This is a genomic window from Arcicella gelida, assembly GCF_034931025.1.
Classification (GTDB): Bacteria; Bacteroidota; Bacteroidia; order Cytophagales; family Spirosomataceae; genus Arcicella; species Arcicella gelida.
This window is the reverse complement of sequence record NZ_JAYGIL010000009.1, coordinates 40,351-56,475: the sequence shown is the minus strand read 5'-3', so window position 1 is coordinate 56,475 and position 16,125 is coordinate 40,351. Positions and strand designations below refer to the sequence as shown.

The window sequence follows — 16,125 nt, the reverse complement described above, 5'->3', positions numbered from 1 at the left end:
TAATAATCAAATACTTATAAAATATTAGGAAATTTTTGAAATTTTCTGAAACCGCATTTATACACAAGATGTTAATTTTATAGTTCTTTGTAAATTACTAAAACACTTCAGGATATGACCCCGACTTCGGAATTTCATATTTCACAACAAACACATAAATTAGAAAGACTCTCGCAAATTGCTTTTGCAGAGGGTTTTCCTTTGGCACTTTGGCAGTTGCCACGATCTACTGAGAAACAATTAATTATTGATCTTTCTGGGAGTACTCAACGTACAAAAATTGATTTAGATGAATTACCTGCTGGTTTTGTGATGAGTCCATTCCAAGGAGAATCACTATTTCTTAAAGGTGATTTATACTATCGATTTGATACGAATAATCATGAAATTGAAGATGACCTCAAAGGCAAACCACTTGAGGCAGAAGTTTTTGAACGAAAATATTTAGATTATTCAGAAGAAAATAAAGTAAATTCATCACCCGAAAAAAATATCAAAAAACAACAAGTCCACATTTCAGAAAGTACCTTAGAAAAATGGGATGGTGGATTATACAATGAAATGATTTTTGCAGAAATGGTTTCAAAAGCCATCATTGCCATTGAAAATGGTGAAATGCAAAAAGTAGTTTTATCAAGAACTAAAAACGTTACTTTACCAGAAAGTTTTGAAGTAATTGATGCTTTCCAGAAATTATGCAAGGCTTATCCAAATGCCTTTGTCTCTTTGGTGTATTTGCCAGAATTTGAAGCGATTTGGCTTGGAGCAACTCCAGAAACCTTGGTTAGTGTAGATGCACAAGGTATTTTCAAAACGATGTCTTTAGCTGGTACTCAATCTGCTGTTGGTGATAATGGTGAAATGCTTTCGCCAATCAGTATTCGTTGGTCGCATAAAGAAATTGAAGAACAAGCTTTTGTAAGTAGATACGTTATTGAATGTTTCAAGAAAATTCGTTTGAGAGAATACTGCGAAAGTGGACCAAAAACGGTGCAAGCAGGCAATTTGATGCACTTGAGAACCGATTTTAAAGTAGATACAAAAGCTCTTAATTTTCCTCAATTAGGAACAGTAATGCTTGAATTATTGCATCCTACTTCGGCCGTCTGTGGAATGCCAAAAGATGCGGCTTTACGTTTGATTGCTGAAACGGAATTACACAATCGGGAATTTTACAGTGGATTTCTTGGTCCAATAAATATCAAAGAAGAAAGTCATTTATTTGTCAATCTAAGAACAGTAAAAATCCAAGGCAATCACGCTACTTTTTTTGCAGGTTGTGGCATTACTTCTGATTCAAACCCTGTAAAGGAATGGTATGAAACAGAGATGAAAAGCCAGACTTTAATCAACGTAATTCTGTAAAATCAACTAATGTTTCATCGTGTAAGATTCTGATTTCTTTTCGATGTCGCCAATTATCATCAATTTTACAATATCTATTCTTGCATCCGTCATTTCAATAATTTGGAAATTGAATGGATGAAAAATAATCGTTTCGTTAATTTCTGGAATATCTTCATTAATACTGATTATCATACCTCCTAAAGTATCATAATCGCCTTCCGGAAGGTTCCAATCGTATTTATCATTCAAATAATCAATTTCTAATCTTGCAGAAAGCAAATAGGTTTTATCTTCAAGTCGTTTTTCGGTAAGATTTTCATTATCATCGTATTCGTCCTCAATTTCACCAAAAATCTGCTCCATTACATCTTCCATACTTACTAAACCAGCAGTACTTCCAAATTCATCAACGACTAAAGCAAGCGATTTATGTTCTTTAGAAAAACGGAATAACAAATCTTTCGCAGGCATCGCTTCAGGCACAATCGGAATAGGCGTTAAAATACCCTGAATTTCTTTGGGTTTTTTAAATAAAGCTAAAGAATGACAATATCCTAAAACGTCCTCCATTGTTTCTTTGTAGATGAGTACTCTTGAATGTCCACTTTCTACAAATACTTTTTTCAATTCTTCAATACCGTCTTCAATGTCCACTCCTACAATATCTGTTCTTGGAATCATACAATCACGAACACGTACTTGTTTGAATTCAAGTGCGTTATTGAAGATTTTAGTATCGACTTCTGCTTCTTCTTCTGTGGATGTTTTACGATTCAGATTTTGAAGGTAATTGTTCAAATCCGTCAAGCCGAAAGCTGGTCTTTCTTCAGAATATTCTAACCGTAAAACATTGTTAATAAACCATTTAGACAAACCAACAATTGCCCAAACTAATGGGTACATTAATGTATAAATAATCAGAATAGGAATAGCTAATACTTCTAAAAAGCCATCAGGATTCAATAAAAAAATACTTTTAGGCGTAAATTCAGACGTTGCTAAAATAATTACTGTACCGATAAAAGAAGCAATTAATCCAGCAGCAATGCCCGAAATTGGCAAATACATTTCTATTTCATGATGTAAATATCCTTCCATAAAAATACCGTAGGCTACCAAGGAAAGTGTATTTCCGATGAGCATCGTTCCGATAAATTTTGAAGGATTTTTTAGATAGTTAGAGATAATCTGCCCAGTAATTACTCCTTGTTTTGCTTGGAGTTCAAAATAAAGTTTATTGGCAGATACAAAAGCCATTTCAACACCTGAAAAAAATGCCGAGGCGATAATGGCGATTATTATACTTAGTGCTTGTTGGGAGTCCATATTTTGGGTTAGGAGCTTAGAGATTTGCCTAACAAAATTGTTGTTACTTCCTCAAATATAGAAAGAAATCTTTAAAATCGCTTATTTTTTCCCTTTCAATAAAGCCTTTCTTTGGGCTTGTTTATCATCTTTTGGCTTTTCGCTTGGTTTATTTTTAGCTTCTTCCTCTTCTTTTTTCAAACGAATTTGTTTAGAATATTGGAAGTAAAAAAGACAAACCATTGCAAACATTAGGAATGAATAATGATAAAATATCTTATTCCAAAAGGTAGGTTCTAGTCCAGCGGGTAAACCTGCACGTAAATCTAATATCCACATGATGATAAAACCAATGGCTGCAAATAGAAGAAGTATTTCTTTTTTACTCATGTCAATCTTACATTTTAAGCTTTAAAACAAACCCTAAGCGTTTTGATATTTAATAAAACGCTTAGGAATTTTATTTAAAAACCTTTGTCTCTCATCAATTTGAATTCTCTGTATCTTCTGATAATTGCCATTACAAAACCAACAATTAATACCAAAGTTCCTAACCAAAGTAAGTTGATTAATGGCTTTTGAATGGCTTTCAAGATGATAAAATCTCTTTGCGTGGTGTTGATGGCAAAACCAAACTGACCAGTTTTAGGATCAATATTGGTAAATTTTGCTCTTACGCCAATTTCATCATTTTCAATTGCTGGCATAGCTACCAAGCCTTCTTTAATCACAAAAATTGGATTTACTTCGTAAGGTCTAAAATCTTTCCCCATTACTTTTATTGTAGCTTGCACTGCTGCATCATTTACTCCTAATGGCTTTCCTTCATAAGTATCAACACGCTTTACTTGGTCTAAAACCGCTACATAGTCGTTCAAGAAGAAAGTATCTTTCAAAGCTACCGTAAAGTTTTCGGTTTTACTCCACTCCTTTTCTTCCAAATTTGGTGCTAAAGCCACATAAGTATAAAGGTCACCACCAATGGTATGTTTTAGGGCTGGAGATGGCGCATTTCCCATCTTTTTATTAATCTGAAACCTAGGGAAAAGTGTCGTTATTTTTCCTTCTTTATCTCTGAAATCAATTTCATAGAATTTGTTTTCTGGAAAAACAGGTAAAGTATCACCCGCTGAATAATATTTCTTCCCTTGCTGAACGATGTCTTCCAAAGCAACTGCATGGAAATCATTTTCAATCAATTCTACTTGTTTAGGATGAAGATATTCTGGCAATTCTCTTCCTTCCACTCTTACTCCTTTATAAGTAAGTGTGTAATCACTCATTTCAGATGGAGTATTCAGCCAAAGAATTACGTTTTCTTTATTTTCTTTATCGTTGTCTTTTGTAAAAGCTTCATCTTTTTCAGAAATCGCAAAGCCACTATTATTGATTGAAACAACCTTTGAATAACCTGAAGAAAACAAAATACCAAGAAGCATCATTGCCACACCAATGTGTGTAACAGCTCCGCCTGATAATTTATAATTTCCTTTGAAAATATCTAACAAAATACTGCCATTTGTGATGATAGAGAAAATACCTCCAAACAACAAAATAATATAAGTTGGCGTACCGAAGAAATCTCCTACTTGTGCTTTTGTAGTGAAGAAAATCGCTACGAAAGTTAAAATCAAACTTAACAAAAGTGGTGTTAATAAATGTTTGCTAAGGGTTTCTTTTTTGATTTTTCTCCACCAAAATGATTGCCCGATTCCAGAGAAAATAGCAATACCAACACCAAACCATAATTGAAATTTAGAATAGTAAGTTGGAGCATCGGCAGGCGGTGCTAATTTTGAAACAAAGCCTAAACCTTCAACTATTTTATTATAAACTGGCAATGAAGTAGCAGCAATAATCTGGAATGACGACAAGCAAAGTGTAGTTGCTCCCATAAAAATCCAGAATTCACGACTATAAGTTGATACTTCTTTTTCATCCGAAGGAATGTCTTTCCAACGAATTACCAATAAAACAATCGCTACAAACAAGAAAAACAACATGTAAATCAATAACTGACCAGAAAGCCCTAAATCAGTAAAAGAGTGTACAGAGGCTTCTCCCAAAATTCCACTTCTGTTCAAGAAAGTAGAGTAAAGAACCAATACAAAAGTAGCAATTACTAAAATGTATGAAGTACGCAAAGCAGCTTCGTTATTTTTGTAAATAATCATGCAGTGAATTGCCGCTACTAATACTAACCAAGGCACAAATGAAGCATTTTCAACTGGATCCCAGTTCCAATATCCACCAAAGTTTAGGGTTTCGTAAGCCCAATAACCACCCATAATAATACCAACACCCAGCACTAAAGCTGAAACTAAAGCCCAAGGCAAAGCTGGACGAATCCATTCGCTGAACTCTTTTCTCCAAAGCCCAGCAATGGCATAAGCAAATGGAATTAAAGTAGTTGCAAAACCTAAAAATAAGGTTGGAGGGTGAATAACCATCCAATAATTTTGAAGTAATGGATTCAAGCCATTTCCATCTTCAGGAACGAAATCTGGTTTCATTGCCCAAACTGGTAAATCTGGCATGGCTTCACGCATTAATAAGAATGGTGATGAACCAATTTTCAAATCAATTATTGGCAATACTACTCCTAAAATCATTGAACACAAAAATACTTGTACAGCACCAAAAATCGCCATTACGGGTGCTTCCCAATGTTTATTGGTATTGATTAATACAATTCCTAAAACGGCATGCCAAAATATCCAGAGCAAAAAGCTACCTTCTTGACCTTCCCAAAAACAGGAAATAATATAATAAACTGGTAATGCTTTTGATGAGTGCGACCAAGCATAGTGATATTCAAAATAATGCTTGTAAATAATGGTGTACAGTACTGCAATTATCCCGATAACAGCGGCTCCGTGTATGTAAAATGCGAAACGAGAAAAACGTTTCCAAGAAGCTTGTTCTAATAAATCAGTGGTTTGTACCGATTTGAAGTAGCCAAATGTTGAAATTAATGATGCCACAAACGACAAAATAATAAACAAGTGACCAATATTTCCGATGGTTGTATGTAACATAAAGGGATTGGGGACTTCGGATTTCGGGTTTCGGATTTTAAAAGCCAAAATTTTCTTTCCAAAATCGTTAATAAAAAGCTATCTCAATATTCGATAGCTTCCTATACAAATTATAAAGATTATGACTGCTTTTCTGGTTTTGCTTCTTTAAACTCTACTTTACCATCTTGATATTTTGAAGGACATTTAAGTAAGATTTTTTCACACTTAAATACATTTCCATCCATATTACCAATGATAACCATTTGCTCTGCTCTGCCCATATCTTGTGGTTTTGGAGCATTATAAATTACTTTTTGTTCACGCCCATTGTTATCAATTAGCATAAATTCTAAGTGATTGGCATCAAGCGTTGGATTATAGACTAAATCCTGAATGTTTCCAGCAGCATCTTTTTTCAATTTGCCAACTACATGTACTTGGTCGTTATCGCCAGTTTTTGCCATGTTTTCAGCGACAGAAAAATCAACATAAGTACTTGCTTCAGTACCTGTTGAAACAAGGATTGCCACAGCAATAGCAATCACAATTAGTCCGATGATATGCGTCTTTTTCATATTTATAATTAGTGATTTAGTGAATTGTGAGTTAGTGATTTGTTAATAATCCTAAAATCTAACATTCCAAATTACTCACTTCTGAAAGCTTAAAGCTAGTAGCTCAAAGCTTCCACTATTTTTTTATTTGTTTTTCTAACTTAGAAATTTTACTATCAAGATTTATTAAGTAAACGATGATTCCAGTGAAAATAGTTGCGACAACTGCTACTACTACATAAATTCTACCGTCAGCAAATAATTTATCCGCCATTTCTGGTTCACCAGCGGCATTATCTTGGGCAAAAAGGCTTACTGAAATAAGTAAGCAAATGATTAACGAAAGTATTTTTTTCATATTTCTAATCTTGATTCAATGCTATCAATTTTCTAATTCTTAAACGAAGACTGGTAATCCAGAAAGCTAAACAAATCCAACCGATGCAGGCGGGATAAAACACAATTCTCATCGTATGTTCAGTATCCATTGGTTTAAAACCTGGATTTCCGCCATTTCCCGGATGAAGAGAATCGGTCATTCTTGGTAAAATAATCAATAATGGTATCAACAAGGCAACGGCAAAGATGTTATAAATCGCTGAAATTCTTGCCCTTTGCTGTTCATCTGTAAAAGAACCTCTTAGAATAATGTAGGCAAAGTAAATCAACAAGCCAATCGCAGCACCATTTAGTTTTACATCATTCGTCCACCAAGTTCCCCAAGTATATCTTGCCCAAACACTTCCTGTTGCAATACCTACAATTCCGAAAACAATACCCGTATTAGCATATTCAGATGCTTTGTCATCAAAACTCATTAAAGGGTTACGAAGATATTGAATTGAATTCCATACCGAAACACTTAGCATGGCGAACATCGCAAACCACATCGGAACATGAAAATAAAGATTGCGAGCAGTTTCATGAAGTACAGGCTGACGAGGAATTCTGCCCAGAAACCCCCAAATTACTACATAAGTCAATAGCACTACAGCCAGAATTTTATACCAGTTTTGTTTCATTATTTAAGAAATGCTTTAAGCTATGAGCTTTAAGCTTTGATTATTTTTCTTTTTAAATTGCTTAATTTATACTTTAACTTTTTTTCCAAATCTCCTACTTCATTTATCCTCAAACCTTGAATATTATCTATTGCCTCTAAATTCATAAAGTCCAGAATCCTAAAGTCTTGAATCTTGCGTCTTGTCTCTTGCTTCTTTAATCTTAAAGTCTTAAAGTCCAAAATCCTAAAGTTTCCAAAAACTAACTTCTCCACAGAAAAGGAAAAAGAATCACACTTAAAACTAGGACAATGGCATCTATTGCCAAGAGCATAAATACTTCGTCTAAACTGCTTGCTCTATCAAGTCCGTCCAAAGCATTTTTAGAAATCTTCAATAACATCAAAAGCATTGGTAGAATAACTGGAAAGCTAAGGACTGCCATCAAAGTAGCACTATTTTCAGCTTTTGAAGCAATTCCAGCAATCATCGTAAGAGTACTCGAAAAACCAACAGCCCCCAATACAATACTTGCCAAATACAAAGGCATATCTCCTACCGGATTTCCCATCACCACAGCATATACTCCAAAACCTGCCAAAGCCAGCACTAACATCAAAAGTGTATTGTAAACAATTTTTGAAAGAATAATTCCGACAGGACTCGCCAAAGTATAATAATACAAAAGCCTCCCGTAACGCTCTTGCGTAAAACTTTTAGCAATGGCATTCATCGCAGTAAATAATAAAATAATCCAAAAGAGTGTATTCCACGTAATTTTATCGATTTGATTGGCTTTCATTCGAAAAGATAAATAACAAACATACACTGTACTAACAATATAGAGTAACATGCCGTTTAAAGCATATTTCTGTCTTAGTTCAAGCGTAATTTCTTTTTCTATTAAAGCTTTAATCTCTTTAAACATTCTCGGGAATAAGCAAATGCCTACTTTCTGTATTTTTTTTGCAAAGTTACGACACAAACAAAACGCTTGGTCATGAAACAAAATAATATTTTGACATTCCAAAATGATTTTAGTCATTAATTGTTTCTAATGAAGGAACTCTTTGTTAATTTGCATTTGTTTTAGAATAAGTCTAAATAAATCCATTTTAAAGAGGAAAGATTAGCTGTTCGATTCCAATTCTAGTATTTGAGTATTTATTCAGTTTTTACTGATGAAAACAAAGCCCATGAAAACCATTGCAGATTTAAAAATAGGAGAACGAGGAGTTATCGTAAATTTCACAGACCAAGGTTTATCGTTGAAATTACTTGAAATGGGTTGCCTACCCGGTACTCAAGTCACTATGACACACATCGCCCCTTTCGGCGACCCTATCGCAGTAAAAGTTTCGGGCTATGTACTTTCGATGAGGTTGAATGAAGCCTCAACAATTGTAGTTGCCTAAAAAGTAATTAAACAATTTATCAAAAAAGTGAAAATAACATTTAATGTTATTCAATTACTTAATTTTAAAGCTTCTTTAAACAAAGGATGCTCTCAAGAAATTGCCGTTAATTAATTTAAAAAATTGAAAAAATCTCCAAAAATAGCTCTCATCGGTAATCCAAACGCTGGGAAATCATCGTTATTTAACTCACTAACTGGGCTTCGTCAGAAAACGGGAAATTTCCCTGGAGTAACGATGGACAAACTAATTGGTAAGTGGAAATTAGAAACTGGGGATGAAGCCGAAATTCTGGATTTACCCGGCATCTACAGTATTTATCCAAAATCAATGGATGAACAAGTAGTTATCAACATTCTAGCCAATCCCAAACATCCTGATTATCCAGATTTAGCCATTGTTGTTGCTGATGCTTCCAACCTAAAACGTAATTTGCTACTTTTCAGCCAAGTACGTGATTTAGGTATTCCAACAGTTTTAGCACTAAACATGATTGATGTTGCAGAAAACCAAGGAATTGTGATTAATTCTGTAAAATTATCTCGTGAATTAAATGTTGAAATTGCTGAAATCAATGCTAAAAAAGGGATCGGTTTAAACGGTTTACGTTTGGCGGTGAATAAAACTTTAGAATCTGGCTATAATTCAAATGATTCGCTTCCGATGTCTTATTCAAAAGAATTGGTAGAAGAAATCAAAGAGAAATATGGCGATACTGACGATTATCATGCCTTACTTTGGCTTTCTGAACACGATAATTTAAGGCAATTCAATACGCAACAAAGAGTAGGTTTTGATGCACTTCAAGAAAAATACGGTTGGAAAACACAGGAAGCGCAATCAAAAGAAACGATGGCAAGATATGCACAATTGAATGAAATTGTGGATAACTGTTTGCACGAAATGCCTGTTGAGGAAGAACCAATCAATACTTGGACCGACAGACTTGATAAAATTTTCTTACATCGTTTCTGGGGTTATTTTATTTTCTTGGGCATTTTGTTCATTGTTTTCCAAGCAATTTTTACTTGGGCAACTTATCCAATGGATTTAATTGACGGAGGTGTAGCTTCATTGAATGAATTCCTCAAAACAGAACTTCCTAATTCAAAACTAACCGATTTATTAACCGACGGATTGATTTCGGGGATTGGTGGTGTGTTGATTTTTATTCCACAAATTGCCTTTTTATTCTTGTTTATTTCCATGTTGGAAGAAACAGGTTATATGTCGAGAGTAATGTTTATCATGGATAAATTAATGCGTCGATTTGGTTTGAGTGGAAAATCTGTCGTGCCTTTAATTTCTGGTATCGCTTGTGCAGTACCAGCCATCATGAGTACCAGAAGTATCAGTTCGTGGAAAGACCGATTGATTACAATCATGGTAACGCCTTTGATGTCTTGTTCAGCACGTTTACCGATTTACACGGTATTGATTGCTTTGGTTGTTCCTGAAACAAGTTCATTATTTGGTATTTTCAATTTACAAGGAGTAGCACTTTTTGCCTTGTATTTATTAGGTTTCTTCATGGCTTTATTTTCAGCTTGGATTATGAAGTTGTTATTGAAAGTGCAAGAAAGGAGTTATTTCATCATGGAATTACCTTCATATAAAGGACCAAGATTTTCGCACGTTGCTATCACGATATTAAATTCTACTAAAGCATTCGTTTTTGAAGCAGGTAAAATTATCGTAGCCATTTCAATTGTATTATGGGTTTTAGCAAGTTATGGCCCTGGCGATGCAATTGAACAAGCAGAAATTAAAGTAAAAGCGGAAAATCCAACACTTTCTGGTATTGAATTAGACAATAAGATTGCTTCTCAGAAATTAGAAAACTCTTATGCTGGTGTATTTGGAAAGGTTATCGAACCAGCCATTAAGCCGTTAGGATATGACTGGAAAATCGGGATTGCATTGATTACTTCTTTCGCTGCCCGTGAAGTTTTTGTGGGTACAATGTCAACTATTTATAGTTTAGGCGGCGAAGTAGATGATGAAAATTCGACGGTAATGAACAGAATGCGTGCAGAAATCAACCCTGCAACTGGTAAGCCGATGTATGACACAGCATTAGGATTTTCATTATTGATTTTCTATGCTTTTGCCATGCAGTGTATGAGTACGCTGGCAATTACTTATAGAGAAACAAAATCTTGGAAATACCCAGCCATTCAACTATTTTACATGACTGGCTTGGCTTATATTTCAGCACTTATTGTGTATCAAGTATTGAAATAATATTTCCAACAATATTTACGATAAAGGCAGGCTTAAGGTCTGCTTTTATTGTTTTAGGTAATTCAAGTAAAAACTGATTCAATAATTATATTTAAACTTCCACAGAAAAAAATATATTCTACATCTCTCACAAAAACTTTTCTTGGTAGATTACTCCTCTTCTTCTATATTTAAGGAAATGATTTATTTATTCACCCGCATCTCAACAAACAATGCCTCAACAAAGTGCCCTCATTATTTTTATTAAAAATCCAGTATTAGGAAAAGTAAAAACTAGAATTGCTCAAGATTTAGGAGAAGAAAAAGCTTTGAAAATTTATGAAACGCTTACTGAAATCACTCGCTCAATTACTAATCAATTAATTGGAGAAAAGGTATTATTCTATTCAGATTTTATCGACTATAATGATGCTTGGGATAATACTTTGTACGATAAACAATTGCAAGTTGGTAATGATTTAGGAGAAAAAATGCTCAATGCTTTTATTTATACATTGGGCAAAGACAATATTAAAAAGGCAAGTATTATTGGAAGTGATTGTCCCGATTTGAGCTTATGGCATCTTACTAAATCATTTTATGCGCTTGATACACATGAAGTAGTAATTGGTCCTGCAAATGATGGTGGTTACTATTTATTAGGAATGAGGAAACCATATCCCGCAATATTTCAAAACAAAGCTTGGAGTAGCGATAGCGTTTTAAAAAATACTTGTGAAGAACTCTTGGCTTCAAGAATTTCTTATTATTTACTTCCCTATTTGACTGATGCTGATACCATTCACGATTTTAGCACAGCCTTTAGCCAATTACTCATTCAGAAAGGAATTCTAGCAATAAATGGATTGAATCAATAAATTACCATTTTAAATTTTCGATAATGTCACTGGCAATCATTGCCATTTGTCCACGAGTATCAGCTGCTAAATCTCCTGCTTCTCCATGTTTGAATACACCTAAAATCGTTGCTTCTTTAGCCGAATAGCCTTGAGCTAGCAAAGCTGCAATAATTCCAGTTAATACATCTCCACTTCCACCTGTAGCCATTCCTGCATTACCTGTTGCATTAAAGTAAATATCACCTTCGGGTGTTGCAACTGCGGATTGATAGCCTTTCAATACTATCAATATTTGATATTTTTGAGCAAAAGCTTGAAGTAAAGCCAGTTTTTCATAATCGTTTTTCCATGTTTTCCCCAATAGTTTTTGAAACTCTTTTGGATGAGGTGTCAAAATTGTATTTCTAGGTAATTTATTCAATAATTCTTTCCCTTCTTCAGTCGCTAAAAGGTTCAAGGCATCAGCATCAATTACCAGCTTTTTATCTTGAGCCGATAAAATTACACTTTCTAGCATTTTATAAACATCTGGATGTGTGCCAATGCCTGGGCCGATTGCAATGGACTGAAAAGTACTTAAATCATTTTCAGTAAAATTGGTTGAAATAAAGTCAAAATCATCGGCACTTGTCCATGTCATCGCTTCAGGAACGGCAATTTGCATGATTTCAAACGCAATATTCGGAACATGACAAGTAAGTTTTCCTACTCCTGAACGCAGACAAGCTTTGGCCGATAAAATGGCAGCACCCATCATTCCTTTTGAACCAGCCAACAATAAAGTATGTCCAAAAGTACCTTTATGAGAAAATTTCGGGCGAGCTTTTGGCTGAATATCTTGTGTGTAAAAATAATAAGAAGGTAATTCTGAAATCATTTCTTGGTTCAAACCAATGTCTAGAACTTCCCAATCACCGACATACTCATAATTTTGAGGAAGCATTAAAGCCAATTTTGGCAACTGAAAAGTAATGGTAAAATTTGGTTTAAAAATGATGTCTTCTTTTGTGTTTGCTTCATCCATAAACAAACCTGAAGCAATATCAACCGATATTTTTTCAGCATTCAATTCATTCAATTGAATAATTAAAGCTTTTAAAAGTCCATCGACAGCCCGATTTATACCTGCACCCAAAATGGCATCAATGATAATATCATTAGTTGTGACTTGTTGAAAAACTTTAAAATCATCTTCATTTTTAATAAAAAAGACCTTTTTAAATTCTTGTAGCCTGCGAAGATTAACTTCAAAATCAGTACTTGTTTTTTCAGCATATTGAACGACAAAAACATTAACCGAAAACCCTTTTTGAATCAATAAACGAGCAATCGCCAAACCATCGCCACCATTATTTCCTAAACCACAAAAAACATTGACAGACAATTTTGAATTGTGAAAATACTTTTGAAGAAACCAATTCAAAAAAGCAACAGAAGCTCTTTCCATTAAATCAACAGAAGAAATCCCTTCTTTTTGAATCGTAAAAGCATCCAATGCTTTTATCTGATTCGTTTTCAAAATTTTCAACGTTTTCATCGGATTTGATTATTTTTTATTAATCATACTTTCAGTTACTTCATTCAAAACCCTGATTTTTTCCTGAAAATCACCTTTGATTGATTTTCTAATTTCTCGCAAATTTTCTAATAAATTCTGAATATCGTCTGGAATAATATCATCTAAAAACTCACGCATTCTTTTGGCCATCGTTGGCGATTTTCCATTGGTCGAAATCCCAATTTTCAAATCTCCTTTTTGTACGATTGAGCCTAAATAAAAATCACAAAGTGCAGGTGTATCAGCAACATTGCAAAGGATATGTCGTTCTGCTGTGATTCGCTTAATACTTGCATGTAAGTCTGGATTATCGGTTGCTAAAATCACCAAATCTCTTTCGTTCAAATCACTATTTTCGAAATTCCTTTCTTCTAAAATTACTTGAGAAAAAGCTTTGGCATATTCTCTTAATTCAGGTCTTATAAAAGTGCCAACAACGGTTACTTTAGCATCTGGACTATTGTTGAGCATTGCAGAAAGTTTTTCTAAACCAACATTTCCACCGCCAACAAGTAAAACATTTAGTTCTTCTAATTTAAGAAAAACAGGAAATAATCGGTTTTTTATGGAAGTATTTTGCATCGTCTTTTAATTAATTGAGATTAAGTACTTTCTTACAAGTTTTCCGTTGCTGGTCATTCTATTTTTAATATCTTGACAATAATCAAAATACTTGAAAAAATTCTCGACAACTCACGTATAAATTTAAGCTAACCATTGGAAAAGCGAAGATACAAACAAAAAACCTTGCTCGGAATCCGAACAAGGTTTCAGTAATCAAGCATTTATATAAAAATCATTATGAAAGACTTTTCTCTTCTAAGTTCGCCAACGAAGCTCTTATTACTTTTTTGTCGATTTTTCCGACTGATGTTTTCGGAATTGCTTTCGCAAAATCAACCGAACTTGGGATTGTCCAAGCAGTAATTGTTTGGTCATCCACATATTTTTGTAAGAAGTCTTTAAGTATTTCTTTCGTTAAACTTTTTCCGTCTTTTAATACAATCATTGCATGAGGACGTTCACCCCATTTTATATCTGGAATTCCTACAACCGCTACTTCTTGAACAGCCTCATGTTTACCTATTAGATTTTCTAAAGCAATAGAACTGACCCATTCACCGCCCGACTTTATTACATCTTTTATTCTGTCTGTAATCTTCAATGAATTACTTTGATTCATTGTGGCAACATCACCAGTATGCAACCAGCCATCTTTCCACAATTCTTCCGACTTTTCAGGTTCATTAAAGTAACCTTGAGTCAACCAAGGCGTTCTAGCAGTAATCTCCCCTATTGTTTCACCATCTTTCTCGGCCACTTTCCCATCTTCTGTAAATAATTGTAAATCAACCAAAATTGCAGGAGTTCCAGAACGAGTACGAGCCTTTACTTGAAAATCTATGTCTGTATTCTGTACATCTTCTGGCTTGAGATAAACTGTTGATAAAATCGGACAGGTTTCAGACATTCCGTATCCAGTAATTACATCAACGCCTCTTTGTAAAGCCGCTTTAGCCAGTGCTTCTGGTAAAGCAGAACCACCAATTACAACTTTCCAACGAGACAAATCAATTTGTTGCGTAGCTGGATGGCTAACAAACATTTGTAAAATTGTTGGCACGCAGTGTGAAAACGTGACTTTTTCTTTCACAAAACACTTCAAAACTGTTTCTGGCTCAAACTTGCCAATGTAAACCTGTTTGGTGTTGCACATAGTTGCCACATACGGAAAACCCCATGCGTGAACATGAAACATAGGTGTAAGTGGCATATATACATCTGAATTATTGAAGCGACAAGCACCATCAATTGCACTAAATGTTACACTAATTGATAAAGTATGTAATACCAATTGGCGATGGGTAAAATAAACACCTTTAGGATTTCCTGTGGTTCCAGTAGTATAAAAAGTTGTAGCTATTGCATCTTCATCAAAATCTTCAAAATCGTATTCATCAGAAGCATTTGCTAAAAGAGCCTCGTATTCACCAATAATTGGCAAAGTAGTATTATTAACAAACTCGCCATTATCAGCGCAAATAATAATACTTTTCACCGTAGTAATTTCATCAAATATTGAAGCCAAAAGTGGCAAAAAGTCAATATGACAAATAATTACTTCGTCTTGAGCATGATTGATTGTGTATAAAACCTGAGCAGGAGAAAGCCTCCAATTAATAGTATGCAAAACGTTGCCAGTCATCGGAATGCCAAAGAAACATTCTAAGTAACGATGAGAATCGTAGTCGATTACAGCAATTGTTTTTCCTCCGTCAATTTCCAAGTTTTTTAAAACATTGGCTTGTTTTCGTACTCTTCTATTAAGTTCGAAATAGTTGTATCGCAAAGTATCCTTATAAACGATTTCGTTATAAGGCTCTAACATAGTAGAATAAGCAAGAATACTTTTAATCAATAAAGGATATTTAAAAGCTTGACTTGCCGATGGTAATTTGCGAATATTCATTGAAAATCGTGAAAATAATCACTGATTTATTATAAAAAATATAAAATTATTAATAATATCACAAAGGTATATCTTTTGATACTTTAAAGTAAATAAATGTGTATTTTTTATTTAGAAAAAATAGCCTTTTAACGAACCAAAGGCATTTTTAACGTTATCTTCAGCATTTATATTAGGAAATATTCTTCAAAAACAAGTCTGAAAACTTGTGTTATAGAAGGCTTAAAAATATTTCCTGAACATTTTAAAATTTCGAATTCAAAAAGTTTAATGATTTTTTTATGGTTTTAAGCTAGTCCTGTCTTATTTTTACTTCATACTTTACAGGGCATAGCATTTATTTAGAATATATTAGGTAAATTGCCTCGTACA

14 protein-coding genes are annotated in these 16,125 nt (G+C 34.0%); 4 read left to right on the top strand and 10 right to left on the bottom strand.

Annotation, left to right across the window (positions count from 1 at the left end):
• Positions 1 to 114 precede the first annotated feature (114 nt).
• Positions 115 to 1,365, top strand: a complete 1,251-nt coding sequence (locus tag VB776_RS09070; protein ID WP_323328215.1) for a chorismate-binding protein — start codon at positions 115 to 117, stop codon at positions 1,363 to 1,365.
• A gap of 6 nt (positions 1,366 to 1,371) precedes the next feature.
• Here the strand turns inward: VB776_RS09070 and VB776_RS09065 are convergent, their stop codons facing one another.
• The 7 genes from VB776_RS09065 to VB776_RS09035 all read right to left on the bottom strand — a co-directional run bounded on the left by VB776_RS09065 (position 1,372) and on the right by VB776_RS09035 (position 8,155).
• Positions 1,372 to 2,673, bottom strand: a complete 1,302-nt coding sequence (locus VB776_RS09065) for a hemolysin family protein (RefSeq protein ID WP_323328213.1) — start codon at positions 2,671 to 2,673, stop codon at positions 1,372 to 1,374.
• An 81-nt stretch (positions 2,674 to 2,754) separates the two neighbouring features.
• The gene (locus VB776_RS09060) at positions 2,755 to 3,042 is read right to left on the bottom strand and encodes a hypothetical protein (RefSeq protein ID WP_323328211.1); all 288 of its coding nucleotides are present in this window, start codon (positions 3,040 to 3,042) and stop codon (positions 2,755 to 2,757) included.
• A gap of 74 nt (positions 3,043 to 3,116) precedes the next feature.
• Positions 3,117 to 5,690, bottom strand: a complete 2,574-nt coding sequence (gene ccsA / locus VB776_RS09055; RefSeq protein ID WP_323328209.1) for a cytochrome c biogenesis protein CcsA — start codon at positions 5,688 to 5,690, stop codon at positions 3,117 to 3,119.
• A gap of 119 nt (positions 5,691 to 5,809) precedes the next feature.
• Complete coding sequence (locus tag VB776_RS09050) at positions 5,810 to 6,247, bottom strand: cytochrome c maturation protein CcmE domain-containing protein (RefSeq protein ID WP_323328207.1); 438 nt, start codon at positions 6,245 to 6,247, stop codon at positions 5,810 to 5,812.
• A gap of 115 nt (positions 6,248 to 6,362) precedes the next feature.
• Positions 6,363 to 6,584, bottom strand: coding sequence for a CcmD family protein (locus VB776_RS09045; protein ID WP_323328205.1), 222 nt, complete (start codon positions 6,582 to 6,584; stop codon positions 6,363 to 6,365).
• Positions 6,585 to 6,588: 4 nt separating this feature from the next.
• Complete coding sequence (locus VB776_RS09040; protein WP_323328203.1) at positions 6,589 to 7,248, bottom strand: cytochrome c biogenesis protein; 660 nt, start codon at positions 7,246 to 7,248, stop codon at positions 6,589 to 6,591.
• A 241-nt stretch (positions 7,249 to 7,489) separates the two neighbouring features.
• Positions 7,490 to 8,155, bottom strand: a complete 666-nt coding sequence (locus VB776_RS09035) for a heme exporter protein CcmB (RefSeq protein ID WP_323328456.1) — start codon at positions 8,153 to 8,155, stop codon at positions 7,490 to 7,492.
• 253 nt (positions 8,156 to 8,408) lie between these two features.
• Here VB776_RS09035 and VB776_RS09030 point away from each other — a divergent pair, with 253 nt between their 5' ends.
• From VB776_RS09030 to VB776_RS09020, 3 genes are all read left to right on the top strand, one after another.
• Entirely contained in the window at positions 8,409 to 8,642 is a 234-nt protein-coding gene (locus VB776_RS09030) for a FeoA family protein (RefSeq protein WP_221432471.1), read from the top strand.
• A 123-nt stretch (positions 8,643 to 8,765) separates the two neighbouring features.
• Positions 8,766 to 10,886 (top strand): ferrous iron transport protein B, encoded by a 2,121-nt coding sequence (feoB, locus tag VB776_RS09025; protein ID WP_323328199.1) that lies wholly within the window; start codon positions 8,766 to 8,768, stop codon positions 10,884 to 10,886.
• Positions 10,887 to 11,098: 212 nt separating this feature from the next.
• Positions 11,099 to 11,743 (top strand): TIGR04282 family arsenosugar biosynthesis glycosyltransferase, encoded by a 645-nt coding sequence (locus VB776_RS09020; RefSeq protein ID WP_323328197.1) that lies wholly within the window; start codon positions 11,099 to 11,101, stop codon positions 11,741 to 11,743.
• A 1-nt stretch (position 11,744) separates the two neighbouring features.
• Here VB776_RS09020 and VB776_RS09015 read toward each other — a convergent pair whose 3' ends face one another.
• The 3 genes from VB776_RS09015 to VB776_RS09005 form a co-directional block, all read right to left on the bottom strand.
• A complete protein-coding gene (locus VB776_RS09015; protein ID WP_323328195.1) occupies positions 11,745 to 13,262 on the bottom strand; it encodes an NAD(P)H-hydrate dehydratase in 1,518 nt (505 codons plus the stop codon).
• Between the two features lie 9 nt (positions 13,263 to 13,271).
• Complete coding sequence (locus VB776_RS09010) at positions 13,272 to 13,865, bottom strand: precorrin-2 dehydrogenase/sirohydrochlorin ferrochelatase family protein (protein WP_323328193.1); 594 nt, start codon at positions 13,863 to 13,865, stop codon at positions 13,272 to 13,274.
• Between the two features lie 217 nt (positions 13,866 to 14,082).
• Positions 14,083 to 15,753, bottom strand: a complete 1,671-nt coding sequence (locus VB776_RS09005) for a fatty acid--CoA ligase (protein WP_323328192.1) — start codon at positions 15,751 to 15,753, stop codon at positions 14,083 to 14,085.
• Positions 15,754 to 16,125 lie beyond the last annotated feature (372 nt).